The sequence below is a fragment of the Phosphitispora sp. TUW77 genome (genome assembly GCF_048453025.1).
Classification (GTDB): domain Bacteria; phylum Bacillota; class Thermincolia; order Thermincolales; family UBA2595; genus Phosphitispora.
Map to the genome: position 1 here is coordinate 1,799,683 of NZ_CP156677.1, position 20,612 is coordinate 1,820,294.

General features: G+C 42.0%; 18 protein-coding genes and 2 other annotated features. All 18 genes read right to left on the reverse strand.

Annotation, left to right across the window (positions count from 1 at the left end; all coding sequences use genetic code 11):
- Positions 1-43 precede the first annotated feature (43 nt).
- Positions 44-1,186, reverse strand: coding sequence for a DNA-processing protein DprA (gene dprA, locus ABFY19_RS08585; protein WP_418790262.1), 1,143 nt, complete (start codon positions 1,184-1,186; stop codon positions 44-46).
- 97 nt (positions 1,187-1,283) lie between these two features.
- The gene (gene ligD / locus ABFY19_RS08590) at positions 1,284-2,189 is read right to left on the reverse strand and encodes a non-homologous end-joining DNA ligase (RefSeq protein WP_418790263.1); all 906 of its coding nucleotides are present in this window, start codon (positions 2,187-2,189) and stop codon (positions 1,284-1,286) included.
- A gap of 3 nt (positions 2,190-2,192) precedes the next feature.
- Positions 2,193-3,161, reverse strand: a complete 969-nt coding sequence (gene ligD / locus ABFY19_RS08595; protein ID WP_418790265.1) for a non-homologous end-joining DNA ligase — start codon at positions 3,159-3,161, stop codon at positions 2,193-2,195.
- On the reverse strand, positions 3,148-3,984 hold the full coding sequence (locus ABFY19_RS08600) for a Ku protein (protein WP_418790267.1): 837 nt from the start codon (positions 3,982-3,984) through the stop codon (positions 3,148-3,150). Before ABFY19_RS08600 ends, ligD (ABFY19_RS08595) begins: the two co-directional genes overlap by 14 nt.
- Before the next feature lie 102 nt (positions 3,985-4,086).
- Positions 4,087-5,064, reverse strand: a complete 978-nt coding sequence (locus tag ABFY19_RS08605) for an ATP-binding protein (RefSeq protein WP_418790268.1) — start codon at positions 5,062-5,064, stop codon at positions 4,087-4,089.
- A gap of 232 nt (positions 5,065-5,296) precedes the next feature.
- Positions 5,297-6,082, reverse strand: coding sequence for a cell wall hydrolase (locus ABFY19_RS08610; protein WP_418790269.1), 786 nt, complete (start codon positions 6,080-6,082; stop codon positions 5,297-5,299).
- Positions 6,083-6,140: 58 nt separating this feature from the next.
- Complete coding sequence (locus ABFY19_RS08615; protein WP_418792565.1) at positions 6,141-6,815, reverse strand: endonuclease/exonuclease/phosphatase family protein; 675 nt, start codon at positions 6,813-6,815, stop codon at positions 6,141-6,143.
- 147 nt (positions 6,816-6,962) lie between these two features.
- Positions 6,963-7,322 carry a 50S ribosomal protein L20 gene (gene rplT / locus ABFY19_RS08620; RefSeq protein WP_418790270.1) on the reverse strand — a complete coding sequence of 120 codons (360 nt, stop codon included), beginning with the start codon at positions 7,320-7,322 and terminating at the stop codon, positions 6,963-6,965.
- Positions 7,323-7,373: 51 nt separating this feature from the next.
- Positions 7,374-7,571 (reverse strand): 50S ribosomal protein L35, encoded by a 198-nt coding sequence (rpmI, locus tag ABFY19_RS08625; RefSeq protein ID WP_418790271.1) that lies wholly within the window; start codon positions 7,569-7,571, stop codon positions 7,374-7,376.
- A gap of 15 nt (positions 7,572-7,586) precedes the next feature.
- Complete coding sequence (infC, locus tag ABFY19_RS08630; protein ID WP_418792566.1) at positions 7,587-8,087, reverse strand: translation initiation factor IF-3; 501 nt, start codon at positions 8,085-8,087, stop codon at positions 7,587-7,589.
- A gap of 40 nt (positions 8,088-8,127) precedes the next feature.
- Positions 8,128-8,260: a sequence feature (ribosomal protein L20 leader region), on the reverse strand.
- 46 nt (positions 8,261-8,306) lie between these two features.
- The gene (thrS, locus tag ABFY19_RS08635; protein WP_418792567.1) at positions 8,307-10,214 is read right to left on the reverse strand and encodes a threonine--tRNA ligase; all 1,908 of its coding nucleotides are present in this window, start codon (positions 10,212-10,214) and stop codon (positions 8,307-8,309) included.
- Positions 10,215-10,301: 87 nt separating this feature from the next.
- Positions 10,302-10,520 (reverse strand) — a binding site (T-box leader).
- A 43-nt stretch (positions 10,521-10,563) separates the two neighbouring features.
- Complete coding sequence (locus ABFY19_RS08640; RefSeq protein ID WP_418790272.1) at positions 10,564-11,160, reverse strand: hypothetical protein; 597 nt, start codon at positions 11,158-11,160, stop codon at positions 10,564-10,566.
- An 88-nt stretch (positions 11,161-11,248) separates the two neighbouring features.
- Positions 11,249-11,605, reverse strand: a complete 357-nt coding sequence (locus ABFY19_RS08645; protein ID WP_418790273.1) for a hypothetical protein — start codon at positions 11,603-11,605, stop codon at positions 11,249-11,251.
- A gap of 50 nt (positions 11,606-11,655) precedes the next feature.
- The gene (locus tag ABFY19_RS08650; protein WP_418790274.1) at positions 11,656-16,260 is read right to left on the reverse strand and encodes an RHS repeat-associated core domain-containing protein; all 4,605 of its coding nucleotides are present in this window, start codon (positions 16,258-16,260) and stop codon (positions 11,656-11,658) included.
- Entirely contained in the window at positions 16,257-17,306 is a 1,050-nt protein-coding gene (locus ABFY19_RS08655) for a ligand-binding sensor domain-containing protein (protein ID WP_418790275.1), read from the reverse strand. Before ABFY19_RS08655 ends, ABFY19_RS08650 begins: the two co-directional genes overlap by 4 nt.
- A complete protein-coding gene (locus ABFY19_RS08660) occupies positions 17,284-17,961 on the reverse strand; it encodes an ABC transporter ATP-binding protein (protein WP_418790276.1) in 678 nt (225 codons plus the stop codon). Before ABFY19_RS08660 ends, ABFY19_RS08655 begins: the two co-directional genes overlap by 23 nt.
- A complete protein-coding gene (locus ABFY19_RS08665; RefSeq protein WP_418790277.1) occupies positions 17,958-19,607 on the reverse strand; it encodes an ABC transporter permease in 1,650 nt (549 codons plus the stop codon). Before ABFY19_RS08665 ends, ABFY19_RS08660 begins: the two co-directional genes overlap by 4 nt.
- Positions 19,543-20,577, reverse strand: coding sequence for an extracellular solute-binding protein (locus ABFY19_RS08670; protein ID WP_418790278.1), 1,035 nt, complete (start codon positions 20,575-20,577; stop codon positions 19,543-19,545). Before ABFY19_RS08670 ends, ABFY19_RS08665 begins: the two co-directional genes overlap by 65 nt.
- Between the last annotated feature and the right edge of the window lie 35 nt (positions 20,578-20,612).

A 20,612-nucleotide genomic window follows, 5' to 3' on the forward strand; every position in this document is an offset into this window, starting at 1 on the left:
ATATCCGGAATGTTTACTTATTGTTGCAGCAGCATTTCTGGATTTAATCAAGGACATTCCGGACATACCTCTGTCCGGGCAGTTGTTTTACAAGCCCCTTTAATTCCATTACCAGAAGCATTGATATTACATCGGAAGGCCTTATTCCGGTTTTACAAATAATGGTTTCACTGCTTATCGGGTCATCTGAAATAATATTATATACCCTTTTTTCTTCATCGGTCAAATAAATATTGCCCCTGATACAACAAATATCATGCTTCGGTAACGTCTTATCAGTTCCAATCAGTCCAAGTTCCTCCAGAATATCTCCCGCGTTTTCCACCAAGCAGGCACCCTGACGGATAAGCTGGTGACAGCCCCGGTTCAGCTTGTTGGTCACCTGTCCCGGTACTGCAAACACCTCACGCCCCTGTTCCAGAGCAAAATTAACAGTAATCAGCGAACCGCTTTTCTCAGCAGCTTCTATAACCAATACTCCACAGGATAACCCGCTGATAAGCCTGTTTCGCTGTGGAAAATTGCCCGCCACAGGGGATGTGCCGGGAGGAAATTCGCTAATCACTGCGCCTTTTTCAATTATCTCTTCCATTATATTACGATTCTCCCTGGGGTATACCACATCCACCCCACATCCTAAAACAGCAATAGTAACTCCGCCTGAATCCAGTGCCCCACGATGAGCTGCCGAGTCAATTCCTCTTGCCATACCGGATACAATTCCCAGACCGACACGTGATAATTCACCCGCTATCGCCCGTGCTGCCGTTAATCCATAATGGGTCGCCCTTCTGGACCCCACTACAGCAAACATCTGTTCATTAAGTATATTCTTTTTACCCCTGACATATAAAACCTTAGGAGGGTCATAAATACTTTTGAGTATCCGGGGATATTCCGGTTCATCAATGAAAACAAGACCTATTCCGCGGTCCGCAAGTTTCTGTACTTCGGATTCAGGGTTCAGCTCTTTACGCTTGTCCAGGAGACTCGAAATAACTTTCGCAGGAATTCCCGGTACAGACCGTAAAACTGATTCACTTGCATACCAGACCTTTTCCGCCGTACCCATCAACTCAATCAATGCAGCAAGCCGGCGCGGCCCCAAACCATCAACCATGCTCAGCAAAACATAATAAGCCTTGGTATCCACTAACTGCACCCCTGACTGATAATAATAATTCATTAAACATTAAACATTATTGCCTTTATTCTTTACACTGTTTCGGGGTGGTTCCCCATTTTCCTGCATAAGAAAATATTATTTCTGCCAAATAATTCTATTATTGTACTAATGCCATAAGTTTTTGAAGACTCTGACCAGGTTTAAGAAAATCCGCATAAAGATCCCCAACACAGCTAATTCTGTCAATTATATTAAAGCTGTTAAAATCTCCGGGACGTACCACGCCCTGCCTAACCTCATCCCACGTCAATGGAGCTGATACCGGTGCTCCGGGAAGCGGACGCAGACTGTATTGAAAAGTCATTGTCTTACCCTGGGTATTTTGTAAGTAGTCCAGATAAACCTTGCCATTCCTGTTGACAACCAGTCTTTCCATAGTAGTTTTTTCAGGGAGAACCGCATTGACATGGCGGCATATAAACTCGACACCGGCCCGGACTTCGCTGTAGGTATATTCCGGCTTGATAGGAACAAAGACATGCAAACCCGTAGCGCCTGAAGTTTTAGGATAACCGTGCAGGCCAAACTGCTCTAAAGCCTCTTTTACCAAGAGAGCAACCTTCAATGTGTCATTAAATGTCGCAGGATACATGGGGTCAAGGTCAAAAACCATAATATCGGGGCAATTTGTCTCCGGCACCTTTGCCAGCCATATATGAAGTTCAATGCAGGCTTGATTGGCAAGCCATAAAAGTGTGGGCAAGTCATTACAAATAATATAGTTTATCGTTTTACCAACATCAGGTGATTTCACAGGAAACGTTCTGACCCATTCCGGGGCATACCCCGGACATTCTTTCTGGTAAAACATCTTTCCATCAATCCCATCCGGATAACGGCTCATGATAAACAACCTATCCTTCAGATGCGGCAGTACAATATCAGAAATATCAGCATAATATTTAATAAGTCCGGCCTTATTAATTGTATCACGCGGCCACATCAGTTTTTCAAGGTTTGTCAGTTTCAGCTTTTTCCCTGCTATAATTACCTCTCTGTCCAACTTCTAATTACCTCCGCTACAGTCTTCCGGTTCCAAATCAACGCGGAGCCCTTTAAACACCGGATGTCTAAGCCTGCCATTCCTTGCCGTTTCCAAAAATTCCACAGAACAACAAATTTCAGGTTTAACCCACTTTATGCCTCGAACAACATCCTGAGGAAGTTCAAACAGCGGTTTATCATTTATTAACGGTTGAAGTGCTTTATAAAGGGCTTTCCCTGGCGTTCCGCCCAGTCCAACTCCCACTGCACCCTGGAAAAACATTTGGGTACCTTCAAGTAACCCCAAAATTAATGAATCAACCCTTTCTGAATTATCATAGGTTTGCTTATATCCACATATGATAAAATCACCTTCATAAACTTTTTTAAATTTCTTCCAATATTGAGTGCGCCTACCCGGATAATAAAGACTGTCTGACTTTTTGCCAATAACCCCTTCAAGGTCCTGTTTAATACATGCGTGGTAGATTTCCCGGCCCTTTTCAGGAATGCCCTCTGAAACAAAGAGCCGGTCATCCGGCTCAACAATTCCTTTAAGGATTTCCTTTCTTTCAATCAGTGGCACGCCGGTCAGGATTTCTTCCCCTGCAAAAAGAATATCAAAGGCTACATAAGTTGCCGGTTTAGCAGCAGATTTCCTTGCAATTGAGCGGTCATCACTCGTCCAACCCCTCTTCTGAAGCTCGTAAAAAGATGGTTTCCCATTTTCCATGATTATTATTTCACCATCAATAATGGCCGGGTGCCTAGCAACCAGACGGTGAATTTGTCCGAGTTCAGGAAACTTGTTGCTGAAATCCAATCGATTACGGCTTTGGAGTACTGTTTTATCATCATCAAAGTAAGCTAAACATCTGAATCCATCCCATTTAACCTCAAAAATATATTCCGGAGAATTAAACGGAGATGCTGAGGTTGCCAGCATGGGTTTTAATTTTCTGAACCATTTGAATGCCTCATCGGGATTCATGTGCCTTCTTGGACGCTGATTTTGGTCTTTTTTTCATCTCAGCCCGTTCCTTTTCTTCCTTTGCTAAATCTATACTTGCCTTAAGAGCCTCCATAAGGTCAACCACCTTGCCTGTTTCCTCTCTTGCTGGAATTTCAACTTCAGCACCGCTAATCCTGGATTCTATAAGTTCGCTGAGTACAGTTCTATATTCATTATGATATTTTTCCGGGTTAAATGGTTCGGTAAGTGCTCCAATCAGATTTGATGCCATTTGTGCCTCATTCTCGCTTACCTGTACATTATAATTAATTTCTGGAAGCAATTTGGCATCTCTTATTTCATCCGGATAAAACATGGTCTCCATGATTATAATATCCCGGAATACCCTGAGAGCTGCCAGAGACTCCTTGGATCTAATAATAACTTTTGCTATAGCCACTTTTCCGGCTTCCACCATTGACTTTTTCAGGAGTTCGTATGCCTTCTGCCCGCCATCTCCCGGACTAAGGTAGTATGATTTGTCAAAATACACCGGATCTATTTCACTGAGTTCTGCAAAGTTTATAATTTCAACTGTTTTAGCTGTTGGTAAAGGAATGTTTTCGAAATCTTCATCTCTAAGGATTACATATCTGCCCTTCTCATATTCATATCCCCTGACAATTTCATCTGCAGACACTTCTGTTTGACAGGTTGGACAAATCTTTTCATATCGTATTGGTGTCTTGCATTTTTCATGGAGATAATTAAACTTAATATCTTTTCTTTCAGTCGCCGAATACAGTTTTACAGGTACGTGTACCAGGCCGAAACTGATAGCTCCCTTCCAAAGATTCCTCATAAAATCCACCTCCTTAATATTATTATCACCGCCATTACATTTATCATGTACAGGCAGATATTTCATAATTAAAGAGGCTTTTTAATCTAACTAAAATTTCCTTTAGGTCACAGGTAATTTAACTACACAAGTTGTCCCACAACCTTTAATAGAATTAACCTTCATACTGCCACCATGATTTTGAACTATACGATAACATACTGTCAGTCCCAATCCGGCAGCTTCCTCTCTGGTTGTGAAAAAAGGATCGCCTATCCGGTTAAGGACTTCAGGAGAAATACCAATTCCGGTATCATTGATAATAAGAGTAGCCATATTATCCTCACCTAAATACTTAGTCTCAATTTTTAATATCCCCCCATCGGACATAGCCTGAATTGAATTTTTGCACAAATTGCCAACCAGCTGAACTACTTGCTTGCGGTCAACATAAACATCAGGTATCCTGCCGAAAAGATTTGTTTCTATTAACACCCCGTTACTAACCGCATCCATAGCAATATCCGGGAGCAGTTGATTAATAAGTTCATTGAGGCTGCTTTGTTCCATCACCAGGAAAGATGGGGCCGCCATTATCAAAAATTGATTAATGATATCCTCAATATGCTGAACCTCCTGTTTAATAATCTGTGCATATTCCCATCCTTGCTCACCTTGTTCAAACTTGTCTTGAAGAAGATATGTAAATCCTTTAATACTTGTAAGCGGGTTACGGATTTCATGGGCTGTGCCGGCAGCAATCTCTCCAACAGCAGCAAATTTTTCGTACATGAAGTCATCTGCCAGCATCCGCTTATCATCTTCATGGTACTCACAAATTTTTCTAACCAAATTATTGATAGATCCGGCAAGATTTGCTAACTCATCTGTCCCCTTATCTAAAATAGCGGTGGTGAAATTCCCAGCCGCAACCTCGTTCAGTTTCTCAGTCATCATGCGAATGCGTTTTTTGGTGCTGTATAAATGTCTGAATATTGATCCGCAACTTATAATAACACCTCCCAAAAGAATCGCAAGGAGAATAAAAGTAGTATTATTATTTAAGTTAAACATAATTATCAAAATACTGTTCAAAATCACAAGAGTCCCCTTTACTGTTGATTCCTTATTTCACGAATTGTCTGAATTTTGCTTCAAGTCTACTTTTTTTTCGTTGCATAGCGAGGAAATCCCTTTATTTTCTAGATGAAATGATTGTAGATATGTAGGAAGTTTTTTCGAATTTTAGTTTATACTTCCATTCTGTTAAATAAAATAGGAGCAGCCTTAAGCATATCTTAATACTCAAGTCTACTCCCATTAAGGTTTACTCTTATCTAGCAAAAACATGATTGCCGATTACTTTTGTAACAGGCAGAGTCTTGATCCACGTATCCGAACTTATCTCCGGATTATAGAAAAACAATGCCCCATTTGTAGGGTCTTCCCCTTTCAAGGCCCGTTCAGCAGCATAAAATGATGAACGATCAGGTTCCAGGTTAATTTTCCCATTTGCCACAGGGGTAAACTGGTATACACCTTTGGTTTTTTGAAATATTACTTCATCGATTGTCGAAGGGAACTCCCTGCTCTTAAGCCTGTTTAATATGACTGCAGCAACTGCAATCTGGCCTTTAAGAGACTCGCCCCTGGATTCGGCATAAATCATTTTGGCAAGCAGCAAAATATCGTCACTATCCAAAGAGGTGCTTCCGCTGAGTACCCGCTGAGCATGTCCACTTACCGCAACAGCGGTACCCGGCAGCAAAAGCCTCATTCCGGGAACTATCAGATTATCTGACAAATTATTTCTGTTTTTTATTTCGGTAACCATAACGTCATACTTACGTGAAATAGCGTATAGTGTTTCCCCTTCCTTGACAATATGGAAACTGCCTTTTTCTACTGGAATGTTCAATTTCATTCCCGGCCTGATAATAATAGAATCCAATTTATTAATTTTCATGACCGCACTATAGTGCAAACCAAATCTTTTACCTATTCCATATAGAGTATCTCCAGGTTTAACCGTATAGCAGGCAGCTTCTCCTGCATATGCAAAACAAGCCGAAAAAATAATGGCAACCATAATTATGCTAATTAAAGCAATTTTTTTCAAACTATCAACCTCCTTCCCGGATTATACCCAGCATTATTATAAACAATACTGGAAAATTTTAAACATTCGCGATATGCAAATCCGCTATCACCGGTAGATGGTCTGAGGAATCACTTTCCGCCACAATTAAATCCCTGCACTCAAACTCTGCTGAAAAAAGGATATAATCAATCCTGTCTTTAGGATTTGTAAGAGAAAATGTAGGCTGGGATCCAAAAATACTGCCGGCATCTGATAACATCCTGTAAAGAGGGCGAAGCTGGTCCATTCCACAGTTAAAATCCCCCATCAGAATTACCGGATTCTTTTCTTGAGCCACCAATCTTTCAAGTTCACTTATCTGCTCAAACCGCTCTTGCCTGTTAAGTCCCAGGTGAGTTATAAATACTGTAATATACCCCTCAGGAATACGCAGCCGTGTACGTAGACAGCACCTCTGTTCACGCTTACTGGAAAGCCGGAAGTTTTTAGATTCATATATAGGATATCTCGATAAAATTGCGTTCCCGAAAAAACCTATCGGCCCAAACTTGATGGCTGGCCCATAGCTATATACCATATTTCGTGCTGCAGCCAGGCGTTTTGGCTGGTTGACAAACCCAACCCTGGGGCTGAAACTTTCCACCTCATTGAGACCAATTATGGATGGGCGTTCCTTTTTAATAAGGTTGCAAATCCGGTCAAGACTGTTTCTTTTCTCAACATCTATGCAAGAATGCACATTGTAAGTCATTATTCTCAATTTTAAAACCCCGCTCCTAATTATAAATATATTATTATATTATTATAGTGGAGAGCAAAGCGGAAGGTCTCTAAAAATCCAACAGGACTGCCCCATTAGGAACAGTCCCGTGTATATAGCGTTAAAACCTAAATTGTCTTAGGCATTTAGTTTCTGTTTTGCAACCTCAACAAGCCTGCCAAAAGCCTTTTCATCCTTCACAGCCATATCAGCCAGAATTTTGCGGTTTATATCAACCCCGGCCTGTTTCAGCCCATTAATAAGCTTGCTGTAAGAGATTCCATTAATCCTTGCAGCTGCATTAATCCTAGTAATCCACAGCTTACGGAAATCCCTCTTTTTGGCCCTGCGGTCACGGTAAGCATATGAAAGAGATTTCAGCACCTGCTCATTAGCAGGCCTGAAAAGCTTGCTTTTAGCACCAAAATAACCCTTGGCCAGTTTTAATATTTTCTTATGTCTTTTACGGGCTGTAACCCCTCTTTTTACCCTAGACATATCCCTAACCTCCTTAAAAACATTTATAATATGATGGTGTCATGCCAATTTTTATGAATAAGGCATCAAAAGCTTAAGTCTTTTGGTATCAGCACTGGATACAATATCAGATTTGCGGAGGTTTCTCTTCCTCTTAGCAGACTTCTTCTCTAAAATATGACTTTTATATGCTTTAGCTTTTTTAACTTTTCCACTCCCAGTAACTTTAAACCTTTTAGCAGCACCCCTGTGAGTCTTCATTTTGGGCATACTAAATCCTCCTCTCTAATCCTGTTTTGGTGCTAAAATCATTATCATATTTCTTCCTTCAACCTTTGGCTGTCTTTCAACATTGGCTACTTCTTCAGTTGCATCGGCAACCTTCTTCAAAAGTAGTTTGCCCAATTCAGCGTGAGCCATTTCACGGCCCCTGAACATAAGAGTGACCTTAACCTTATCACCTTCTTTTAAAAACTTCAAGGCATTTTTGGTCTTCACATCAAGGTCATGGTCTTCAATATTGGGCCTTACCTTAACTTCTTTAACACTAATAATTTTTTGTTTTTTACGAGCTTCTTTTTCACGCTTGCTCTGCTCATACTTATACTTGCCAAAATCCATAATGCGGCATACCGGGGGTTTAGCATTTGGTGCAATCTCAACCAGGTCCAGTTCAAGTTCCTGAGCCATTCTAAGAGCTTCCTTGACCGGCACTATTCCTAACTGTTCCTGTTCCATACTTATTAATCTGACTTCCTTACCCCTGATTTCCTCATTAATTCGCATATCTTTGCTTATTGGGGTCACCTCCAAATTTAATATCTACTGTAAAAAAACTAAGCGGGTGGATAACCACCCGCAAAAAATCAAATATATGATACCTGATTTCTGAAATTAAATGACCTTATCAACAACCGCAGCGTTATAAGGTGAGAAGCGGATGGCTTCTTCTTTGGATATTATTTCAATTTGTTTCTTAATTATAGCACCGGGTTTCCCTTGTTGTCAAATAATTTTCAAATCAATTTCCTCGCTGATGGTTTTCACAAACTCATCAAGAGCAACAGTGCCCATGTCGCCTATACCCCGTTTACGTACAGCTACAGACCCACTGTCAACTTCACGGTCTCCTATTACGAGCATATAGGGAACCTTTTCAAGTTGAGCCTCCCTTATTTTATACCCGATTTTTTCGTTCCTCCCGTCAACTTCTCCCCTAATCCCGTTCTCATCAAGGTTTTTCAGGATTTCTCCGGCAAAATCCAGCCCCCTGTCGGTCACAGTAAGTACTTTGACCTGCACAGGAGCCAACCATACCGGAAATGCCCCGGCATACTGTTCAATCAGGATGCCGATAAATCTCTCAATACTTCCAAATACTACCCGGTGAATCATAACAGGGCGATGTTTCTGCCCATCCTCACCTATATATGTGAGGTCAAATTTTTCGGGCATCTGAAAGTCAAGCTGTATAGTGCCACACTGCCATGTCCTCCCCAGACAGTCCCTAAGATGAAAATCAATTTTAGGACCATAGAAAGCCCCGTCACCTTCGTTAATTTTGTAATCCAGGTCTTTCTCCTCAAGGGCCTGCTTTAAAGCATCTGTTGCCATATCCCAAATTTCATCGGACCCCATGGCCTTTTCCGGCTTAGTGCTTAATTCCACATGATATTCAAATCCAAATATACTATAAAATTTATCAATAAGGTCAATAACCCTTATAATCTCTTTTGTCACCTGGGCAGGCAGCATAAATATATGGGCATCATCCTGGGTAAAACACCGGACCCTCATTAAACCATGCAATACACCTGACAGTTCGTGCCTGTGGACCAACCCCAGTTCACCCAGCCTGATAGGCAAGTCCCGGTAACTGTGCAGTTTAGACTTGTAGACAAGGATACCGCCGGGACAGTTCATCGGTTTTACCGCAAAATCCACTTCATCAATATTGGTAAAATACATGTTTTCCTTATAGTTGTCCCAGTGGCCCGACTGCTCCCAAAGGCTCCTGTTTAGAATCACCGGGGTGCGAATTTCCTGGTATCCGGCCTTTTTATGTTCTTCACGCCAGAAATTTTCCAACTGATTCCTCAGAACCATGCCTTTAGGGTGAAAAAAAGGAAAACCAGGACCCTCTTCATGCATGGAAAACAGTTCAAGTTCAGCCCCAAGCTTACGGTGATCACGTTTTTTAGCCTCTTCTATCCGAAAAATATGTTCATCCAGCAAAGACTTTTTGGGGAATGAAGTCCCATATATTCTCTGAAGCATTTTATTTTTCTCGCTCCCACGCCAGTAAGCCCCTGCCAGGTTCATAAGTTTGACAGATTTTACTTTTCCCGTAGAGGGCACATGAGGTCCGGCACACAGGTCAATAAAATCCCCCTGGCGATAACAACTAATGACCGCATCCTCAGGAAGGTCACTTATCAGCTCCACCTTGTAGTTTTCTCCAGAGTCGGCAAACATCCTGAGGGCTTCTTCCCTGGATACCTCCATACGCTCAAATGGTAAATTTTCTTTGATAATCCTCTGCATCTCTTTTTCTATCCGCGGCAGGTCTTCAGGAGATAATTTTTCCGGAATGTCAAAATCATAATAAAACCCTTCCGAAATAGACGGACCAATGCCAAACTTCACCCCCTGGAACAAGTTTTTTACAGCCTGTGCCATTATGTGTGCCGTACTGTGGCGATATACATCCTGCCCTTCTTCACTATCCCAGGTAATAATCTCAACTGTGCTGTCTTCATTAACAGGAGTATCCAAATCAACCTTCTTGCCGTTAAGCTTGGCTGCTAAAGCATTTTGAGCGAGACCCTTACTAATGCCGGCAGCAATGTCAATTACCCGTGTCCCGTTAGGAAATTCCTTAACTGAACCATCTTTTAAAGAAATCTTCACCATAGACATCAAACGTACCTCCTTATATAAGCGGCTAATAATGTACCGCTAATAATACTAAATAAAAAAAACCTCGTCCCTGGAAATAATCCCAGAGACGAGAGTTGTTCTCCCGCGGTTCCACTCTGCTTCCGGAAAACCGGCTCTTATAATGTCTGTAACGGGACATACCCGGTCAGGGCTTACTCTGTTCAGCCCGACAGCTCCAAGGTGGTTTACTGACTGCACGTTCCCCGATAAGGCTTTCAGCCCAGGGCCTTATCTCTCTGACAGGTGACACAGCCTGCTTTTCCTTTTCACGGCCTTTAATTAGTCTTAAACGGTTATATTATATGACTAGGTAACACCGTTGTCAAGCCCTGGCAGCAATTGCCACCAGCATCTGCAGTAAACCTGAAATAACTCCAATTAAAGCTGCTCCGGTTTTCAGATAACGTATCTCAGGTAATTTATTTATCCTGGTCTCCAGACCGTTCAAATTATAACAGCGAATTTTTTCTTCAATAAACCGGCAGATTTCAAAACCTGGTCCTTTATCTTTGCGAACATTGTAAACTAATTCATCCAAAAAACCGGCAATTTCCTTCCTGATAATTTCTTCAACAGTATCTACTATCTTCAGCTTTACTCCTTTAGGCACCAAAAAGGGAATCTTGTGCTGAATATGTTCTTTCACGGAATCAACAACAGTATTAATTAAGTTTTTTTTGACTTCATAAGCTAGGCCTTCATCCTCTGTAACCGCCAACTGTAACTGGGTTTGGATTATTTCCCTGATACCTGCAGCCAAATGTTCCTGTTTTTCCAGTAACAACCCTCGGATATACTTATCAGTATAAGGAAGCTTAATAGGATTGGGGGGCCAAAACAGTATTTTCAGAGCCAAAGCTACGCTAAACCATCCCGAAATGCCTCCGATAATAGGAATTAAAATTAATATTACCTTCATCCACGTCAAGTCCTTTATCATAGTCTATAAGTTCAAAACTATGGTATCATAAAAAGACCTCCAAATGTAGAACAAAAATTTCCAGAATTTATTCCGGCCCGCTTTTAACCCATTGTGCCCCGTCCCATTTTAGCCATTCTCCATTCTCTCCAATCTGCCACCAGGTACCTCTTTCATCCTGTATCCTCAGGTTATACAACTGCTCAAGAAAATCACTGTGGCTTAATTCACCCTTTTGGTACGTTTTTTTGAGGTGTTCATATTCTTCAAAGAGTTTAGAAAATCCCAAGGGCGAACAGTCTGCGGTTATCTTGTTGTGTGAAATCATATTACCTGCGGGATCATATTCATATATTAACCTGGTATTATCTTCAAATGTTACCCCTATCAAACGGTTAGAAGAATCATAAGTATATTTGTAACCGGTGTTCCCTTGATTACTCATGATATTTTCCCCTTTCAATAAATCTTCTAAATAATAGACTTATGACCTAATTATGGTTCATCACATGCATTTTTTATAGCTCCATATGTTTCAGTTCCCGCTGTCCAGGCAGATCCCGGAGTTCCCGGAATTGCTCCAGGAGCGTTCCAGGCAGCGTCCCCGTAATCGCCCTGTGCAGCCTGCCCGGTGGCTTTAATAGCAGAATATCCCCCGCTGGTTGTAGGGTTAGTTGTTAATATTTTATCACCTAATTCAGCCAGTCCTTCCAGAAAATCTTTTTTAACCTGGTCGGGAATATTCCCTAATTCTGAAATACGTCTATTCCATTCTTCCGGGGTTATCTCTTTCGAAATATATTGCGGAGCACCATCAAGGACTTTCTGAATTGTGTTAAATGCCCGATTTTTTGACTGAGACAAAGTATAACCGGCTGCCATAAATGTTAGTAAAATAAGGCCCGCAGCAAGAAATACACCTGTGCCCTCCGGATCGATACGGGTTAAGGGGTTATTTTCTACATAAGCATAAAGGTTTATTCCTCCTGCAAAACCGGTAGGATCTTTTTGCATAAATTTTCCGGTCAGGCTATCATAATATCTTCGCTTCATAAAGAAAAGATTGTTCCCTTCATCCATAACTCCAAAAGCACCCACAAATGAAAACGGGTTATACAAATTTCCGGTTTTTTGGTCAACTGAACCAAAAGGTGTATAGGCATAAGAAGCTGTGATTGCTCCCGAACTGTCCGTTAGTGATATTGTGCTGCCTTTATTATCAAAATGATAATAAAATACTTCTCCTTGTGAATTCATCATAGCCACTAACCGCATTCCGGCATAAATATAATAATTCTTAATATTTCCTTTCCCGTCACTTTCAAAAATCAATTGCCCTAAAGGATTGTAGTAATAATTTCTAATCTCATCTCCATAGACAGCTTTAACTCTTTTGTCCTGTCCGTCATAAATATATTTTACCGAACCCGTTTTGCCGTTTATTTCAACGAGACGGTTTGCAGAATCGTAAATATACTGAACATTTCTGAAGCCATTGATTTGAATCAGATTTCCATCCGGGTCGTATTCGTAAGAATCTGACCCCCACCTAATTATCTGATTAAGGTCATTGTATTCTGCTTTCATTTCTATTAATTCCGGGTCAGGATACCAGTATAAAGGACGCAAACCCGTCTCTTCAATAAGATTTCCTGAAGCATCGACAGTATAGGTCAAATCAATGAAAGGTATCCCATTATGACTGTGTTTTATTCCAATGATATTATCCATGGCATCAATCTGATAAACTGTATCCGTATGGTTGGAACGCCGCTCTGATATTAAACTGCCTGCTGCATCATATTCCAAGATTACCTTGTTATTGTTCCAGGAAACAGCCGTAACCCGGTTACGCTCACTATATTCATAAGAAACCAATAAGTCTCCGGGATACTGAACCTTCACTGCATTACCGACCTTGTCATAAAACAGTTTTAATTCCTTTAAGTCCGGATAGGTAACGGACGTAACCCTGCCGGCTCCGTCATATCGATAATTTGTTACCCCTGACTCATCCTTTAATTCCTGCAGAAGACCATTTAAACCATAATCATATCTGCAAGTCTCCTTATTGTTCATATAACGGGCAGCCGGGCGTCCTTCCAAATTGTATTCGTATTGCAGTTTTTGCCCGCGACTATTGATTACTTCAACAATTCTCCCCAAGGGGTCCCTGTTAAATACCGTCTTGTTCCCCAGAGGGTCTGTAAGGGAAACAAGCAGGTTGTTGCCATCATATGCAAACCTGGTTTGTTTTCCTCTTTCATCCTCAATAAGGACCGGAACGTTGCCCCTGTTCTTAAACTTGATTTTCCCTGCCGGACGAACAAGCTCTGTCAGGTAACCTGCCTCATCATATCCCATGGTAACTATATTACCGATGGGGTCCTGACAAGCTGTCATATTGCTGTTTTCGTCATAACGGTAGGAAGTAACGTTCCCCAGGCTGTCAATAAATTTGGTGACATTTAAGAGTTGGTCCCTTTCAAATACTTTTGTGTTGTCTTTTTCATTCTGAGTTGATTTTGGAGCACAGCAGTCATGGGTTATACTGCGGCTATGGCCGTCAGGATAAGTTATTTTTACCAACCTGTTATTTTCATCATAAACAAACCTGCTGGCAAAACCACGGGAATCCGTAGAAGCTGTCTTTACAAAGCCAAATCTGTCATACTCAATCCTCGAAATGGCGCCAAGAGGGTCTGTATAATTCTCCACATTTCCAAAGCCGTCATAAGAAAATGCTGCCTTGCTCCCATCAGGACGGATAATTCCTGTAAGCCGGCCCTTTCCATCATATTCAAAGATAAATTTGTGTTTAGAAGAAGAAACCATTTCAACCAGATTAAAGTTCGCATCATACTTGAATAGGTTTTTTTCACCAAGAGGATTGGTTTCTTCCAAAACATTACCATAGGCGTCATGCTTGTAAACAAAAACATTCCCTGCTGCATCTGTATGCTTAATCAAATTCCCGCTGTAATCATATTCCATTTTTCTCACATTGCCATTTATGTCCCGGGCACTCACAGGAAGTCCGTTTTGGAAACTATTTTCCTTAAAATTCCCTAAAGGATCAATTATTTTGTCTGTCAAGCCCTGATTACTTAGATAAATAACAGTTCTTCCTTTCTCATCAAACCGTCTTACCTGCCTGGGGTTTTCGGATACCATCTCAAACCGTACCGCATGATTTCTTGCATCTGTTACCGAAGCTATGCCTTTGCCCCAAGGCAGTTTCTGATAAGTAAATGAAGTGGTATGATTTTTGCTGCCTACCTTCATCTGTTTTAAATAACCACTTTGGTCATATTCGTATAAACTGCTTACTCCCAAAAGGTCTTCTGTGCGAATTAAATTTTGATTTTGGTCATAAGCGAAACAGGCTTCCCTGCCATCAGCAATTATGACACGGATGCACAAGTTTTGTTCATTATAATCCAACCTGGTTACTCTCCCTGCGGCATCCCTGATACTGCCCAGGGTCCCGTCCTGGTTATAGCTTAAATCAATTCCGTTATTATTGTAGTCTTGAATACGGGTAAGCCTGGCTAAACCGGTTCCTGGGACCTTATCATAGCGGTATACCAGACGTGATCTCTTTTCTATAAATAACCAGTACCGGCCATAATCCAGAAGCCTATCATAATTACCGGCAGAAGAAATAAGTTCTATAGGCTGAGATTCTGCAGCCACAAGGTTTCCGATATCATTATCCAAGATTTTATAAGGAAGAATTTGCCCGGACCCTTTAATAACAAGAATTGTCCCATTCTGTTCCTCAATAGAGGAATCATAAGCAAAACGCCAGCTTCTTCCCATCATACCGTAAATCCCTGGATTAGAATTATAAGAAATTTTCAGATTAACAGCAGGGCCTGTTCCTTTGGATTTAAAAAAGGTATCCTCTATAACCAAGTTAAGGGTAGCTGTATTTATCCAATAATTTGGCAGACCCATATCCTGACAAATGCCCGGACCGTCTCCCCCGAACAATGAGGTAAACGGGTTTTCCTGGGGTCCTCCCTGCAGCAGTGAAATATCAATAGGTACATCACCAATGTTCATTTCATCATCTGTCAAATTATCAGTCATATCTTCATCTGAAATTTCTTCAGCAGGAGGTTCTCCTGCTTCATCTTGCCAAGGTTCAAAGTCAACATCCCCCAGAGAAATCCCACTTCCGGCACCTAGCCCTATAGCTGCTGCTATAGCGGAAGCAATAGCAGGCGGCAGACCGTATAAGACAGCAGTAAGCGCCCCCTGACTGCTTAACCAGTTGCCCCAGCCTCCTGCTTCATAGACTCCCCCGTCATGAGCAAGAATCTCCGGGGCATAAAGTATAGCTCCAGAAGTAAGAATGAATAGGATGGCACCGGATGCTGCCTTTTTGTTTTTTACCACAGCCAAGACAATAAGAATCAAAACACCCAGATAGCCCGAGTAAGGCTGGTATGGTAACACAGCACCCAACAAAAATCCCGCAGCTGCAGCTCCTAATAGCTGGTAGACCCTCTGTCTGTCAGAATCGGTAATATCCCTGTACTTAAACAGCTTGACTAAATCTGCCCATGCTAAACTGGCTCCCAGGTAAATCAGACTTTGAAAACGTCTACTTATAGAAACAAAAACAACTAAAGCCAGAAGCAGGCTGACAAACTTATTATCCAACAAACATGCAATCAGCAATGCTGCCGCAGCACCTCCAAAAAATACCGGGGCAACCATAGAGTTTGCTTTTTGGGAATAATCTATTAGTACAGGTACCGTTCCGCTCAGCCCTTTAATAAATCCGCCTAACCCGTCGTTTTTAATGTGCCTGAGGCTTGAGGTTATAAATCCCACCAGAAGCATCCAGAACAAAGTCCCTCCAAATACCTGTCCTTTCAGGGCCAGACTCAAACCTAGGTACCATTTGGTAATCTTCCAATACCCATTATTTGGACCTACCATCAAATAAGTATGCACCACCCATACAACCAAAAACATCAAAATATAAAAAATTGGTCTTCTCAACATGCTTTTAATAATGCTATTCAATATCATCAATGTAAACTGGAGAAAATTTTCGGGGCTTTTCTGAGCCGGTTTATTATTCATTTTTGCCCTCCTCCCTCCTTAGACAATGTTATCCGGGTTCCGGGAATAACTGTTACCCCGTTTTCCGTGCCAAGCCAAAAATTGCCGCTTGAATCCTCCAACATCGTTTTAATCTCATTTCCTGAAAGCCCATCTTCTTTTGTTAAAACCTGCCACCTGCCGTCTTTCCGGCATGCCAGTCCGTCATATTCCATCCCAAACCAAACTACCCCGGACTTATCCTGATAAATTGACCTAACTTTTGCTCCCGGAAGACCCCTGTCTTCATCAATAATCTCATTAACACGCCAAGTCTGGTCCGAATCTGCTTTAAGATTAACAGCACCTCCTCTGTCCAAGTAGCCTGTACCTATCCAAATAGTACCGTCATTTGCTTGAATGATTGAATTGATATTGTTATGGGGAATACCGTTATCTGTAGAAAAATACTGCCGGTTTTTTTCTTGCAGATAAGTAAGTCCTCCTCTGGGGGCCACATAAGAACCGAGCCAAATTCCACCATAAGTATCTCCGCTAACCACATTAACCATATCATCAAGAAGACCATTGCCGGAATTGATAACCTCCCAGGAAAAACCGTCAAACACCGCGGCTCCTTTCCATGTTCCTGCCCAAACCCTTCCCTGCCGGTCCTGGAATAAAGAAGTAACATGATTATCCGGCAGTCCGTTTGCTATAGTAAGGCTTTTTGAGGAAGCTCCCTTCAAAATAGTTATGCCTTTTTCATGTCCGATCCACAGGCATCCATCATCATCCACCAAGAGCCCTTTAACATGGCTAAAACTGCCCAGTTCTTCAGTATATTTTTTGTTTACCCGATCCAGTTTATATACCCCATCCATACCACCGGCCCACATTATATCACCTTGTTCAGCAAATACGGTCACTTCCCTGGGCGGGCAAATTGTTTTCCAGTCAGAATTAGCAGCATTACTTTTCTCAGAAACCCGAGATATAGTCATACCGGCTACAGAAACAGCGAGTAATGCAATAACTAGAGATATAACTACAAGCCAAATTTTCTTACTTGACACTGTCTTCTCCATCACTCTCCCCTTCTCCAGCAATCATTCCATTGCTCATAAATAAAGGACTTTTTGTTATTTGAGAGGCTTCACTTTTATCATGGGTTACATAAACAAGTGTTGCCCCGGTGCTGCTTATACCCTCTTTAATATAGGCGATAATTTCGGTTTTAAGCTCAGGTTCCAGGTTAACCAAAGGCTCATCCATCAAAATTCTTTGCGGCTTCGGCGCCAATGTTCTGGCTATAGCAACCCTTCTGGCTTGGCCCCCTGATATCTCGTGAGGATAACGTTTTTTTAGTTCTTTAATATTCATAACTTCCAACAGTTCTTCAAGCCGTTCCTTCGCCTTGGCTTTTGTTAATCCTCTCAGCCCAAAGAGAATATTACCGGCAACTGTAAGATGGGGCCAGAGAGCAGGTGATTGAAAAACAAATCCGATATTCCTGCTTGCCGGAGCATCTGCCCATTTGCTGCAACTTACCATTCTGCCATCTATGTAAATCTCACCTGCCTCAGGAATTTCCAGCCCAGAGAGCAGCCTAAGCAGTGTTGTCTTCCCACATCCCGATGGTCCCAGAATAGCCATCGCAGAAAACTGAGGTACAGATAATGATACCTTGCGGACTGCCGCGATTTCTCCATATGTTTTCGTCAGGTTGCAAATCTTAATCATGAACAGCCTCGCTCCTGTGAACAATATTGACCAAACCTCATGCTAAGCGCACCAATCAGCACAGCAAAAAGAATGATAATTACCTGAAACAGGCAAAGTCCCGAAACCGAATCACCCGCACCATAATGAAGCAAGTTAAAAATTCTTATGGCCAATGTAGAATTCCCAGGCGGAACTACAATTATAGCTGCACCCAATTCCCCCATTGTCAAAGCAAAAACAGTGCAGAAAGAAGCAATAAGGCCTGGAGTTATAAGGGGTATCTTAATTTGGGTCCACTTTGACAATCCTGATACCGGCATTACCTTGGCAGCCTCCATAAGCAAAGGATCAATACGTCTCATCTGAGATGCCATAATAAGGACCGCCAAAGGAAGAAAACGGGCCAGTGACGCTAAAACCGGCATCAAACTGCTTCCATATACATCAACAGGCAGAGTCCGGTTCCAAATTGCAATCAAACCAATTCCCACCAGTGGAGGAGGAACCGACACAGGAAGCAGTAAAGCAACCCATCCCAACCACGAAACAGCTTTACTGCCTGTAATTTTACCTGCAATAAAAACAGCCGGAATCAAACTTATTGCCGCACTAACAGCTGAAATCCCCAGACTGAATAGAATCTCTTCTTTAGCGGCAAGAATGCTGTTCAGCATTTGACCCACAGACCCTGTCTGAAGAATTAACGTTAATACCGGAACAAATATAACCAGTCCTACAATGACACAGGCAGCAGCCTGCAAAAAGCTAAAATAGGACGGCCACTTAGGGGGATTAGACCAGGCTTTATTAGTTTTAAAGCGGCTCATGGCGGCTTTTTTCAATGGATATTGAGAAAAAAACAGTACAACAAAGATTATCAGTAAAAGAGGGATGGAAAGCCAAAATGCATTCCATGGATATCCATTTGAACTATATTCAGCAAAAATCTCCAAGGTATATACGCTTTTCTGGAAAAGAACCGGAACACTATAATCCGTGACACTCAACAAAAACAAGAAAGCTCCCCCTGCAGCAACCATCGGCATGGCCAGGGGCAAAACAATTCTGGTAAAAACAGTCAAATCACCGCGCATTATCCTTCCCGCTTCAATAAGGATTGGCGAAACCGCTTCAAACCCAAGAATCCCCAAACCCACCGCCAGCGGAGTGAAGGCCATCAGCTGAATCCACCAGCTGCCAAACCATCCTGCCAGCACAATTTCCGGTAAAGAAAACCAGTTTAATACATTATTGACAGTCTCAAGTAAAGCCTGCCAGCTTAAGGCATGAATGTAGGGAGGAATAACAGCAAATAAAAAAACCAAAGAAACAAGAGAACCTTTCCATGGTGAATTTATAGACATAAATGCTGAAGCAGCCAGTGTGCCAATCAGAATTCCTGCCGCAGCCACACCCGAACCTAGGACAACCGTACCCACTAACAGTGAGATTCGCCTCCCTTCCGGTGTGATGAGGGAAAGAACCTCTGTGTTCCCGCGGAAAGCTTCGGTAATTGACAATCCTGCAAGAGCCAGTAAAGGACTTAAACATAAAATTATCAAGATAAGTACTTCCGGAACCCCACCTAAAGACTTAAGCCTAATTGACAAAAATGCCGCGCATTTCTGCTGCAGATTTCTCAAGCTCCAGGAATACTTTTCCATAGTCTACCTCCATTTCATGTATATCCCCAGTTTCTAAGCAGGTATTTTTACTGGTGACAGGCCGTACAGGGAACTGGCTCCAGCCTATTTCTACCATTGTTTGCTCAGCTTCTTTGCTGACCAGAAAATCAATCAGTTTTTTAGCTTGTTCAGGATGCGGGGCTCCCTTTATCATTGCCACGGTATTAGGAATAACAAACGTTCCCAAGCCATCCTGCTCCTGATCCGGGAAAATTATCTGCACCGGCAATCCATCCTGAACAGCCTGACAAGCATCATCAGTGTCGGTAAGACCGAACATTAACCGGCCCTGTGCTACCTGATCCCTAACCAAGGAATTACCGTCCAGAACAGCTATTCCCTTTGTCTTAATCTTTTCAAAAAAACGTTTGCCTTCTTTATCGCCCAAAACTGAATAAAGCGCTGCGGCATGTGTGGAAGTAGTGCCGAACATTGGCATAGCTATCCCGATTTTATTGCCTGGAACAGAAGAATCAATAAGGTCAAATACAGATGAAGGCCATTCCTGCCGCGGCACAAGGTCTGTATTTACGATAATAATCCTGGCTCTTCCGGCAAAACCTGTCCAGTAGCCTTCAGGGTCAAGAAATGTTTCAGGAATACCCACAGCCTCCGGGGAATGGTAAGATGCCAAAACTCCTTCCTCTTTTAAACGGATAGTCTGAATAACCTCTCCACTCCAAAACACATCCGCACGTGGCCGATTTTTCTCGGCAATCAGTCGCTGTACAAGTCCGGTAGTCTTGGCAGCTTCAACATCATAAGCCGGTTTGACCTTTATTCCCGTTTCTTCTTCGAATTCCTTAAGTATTTGTTCAGAATAAATTTGGTCTACAGATGTATAAATTATTACCTCAGATGTTTCCGGTTTTGTTTTTTGACATCCTGCACAAACAACTACCGATAATATTAGTCCACATATTGACAAAACCAAAAAAAGCTTTTTCATTAGTATCACACCTCTTATCTCAAAGAATCTTATTA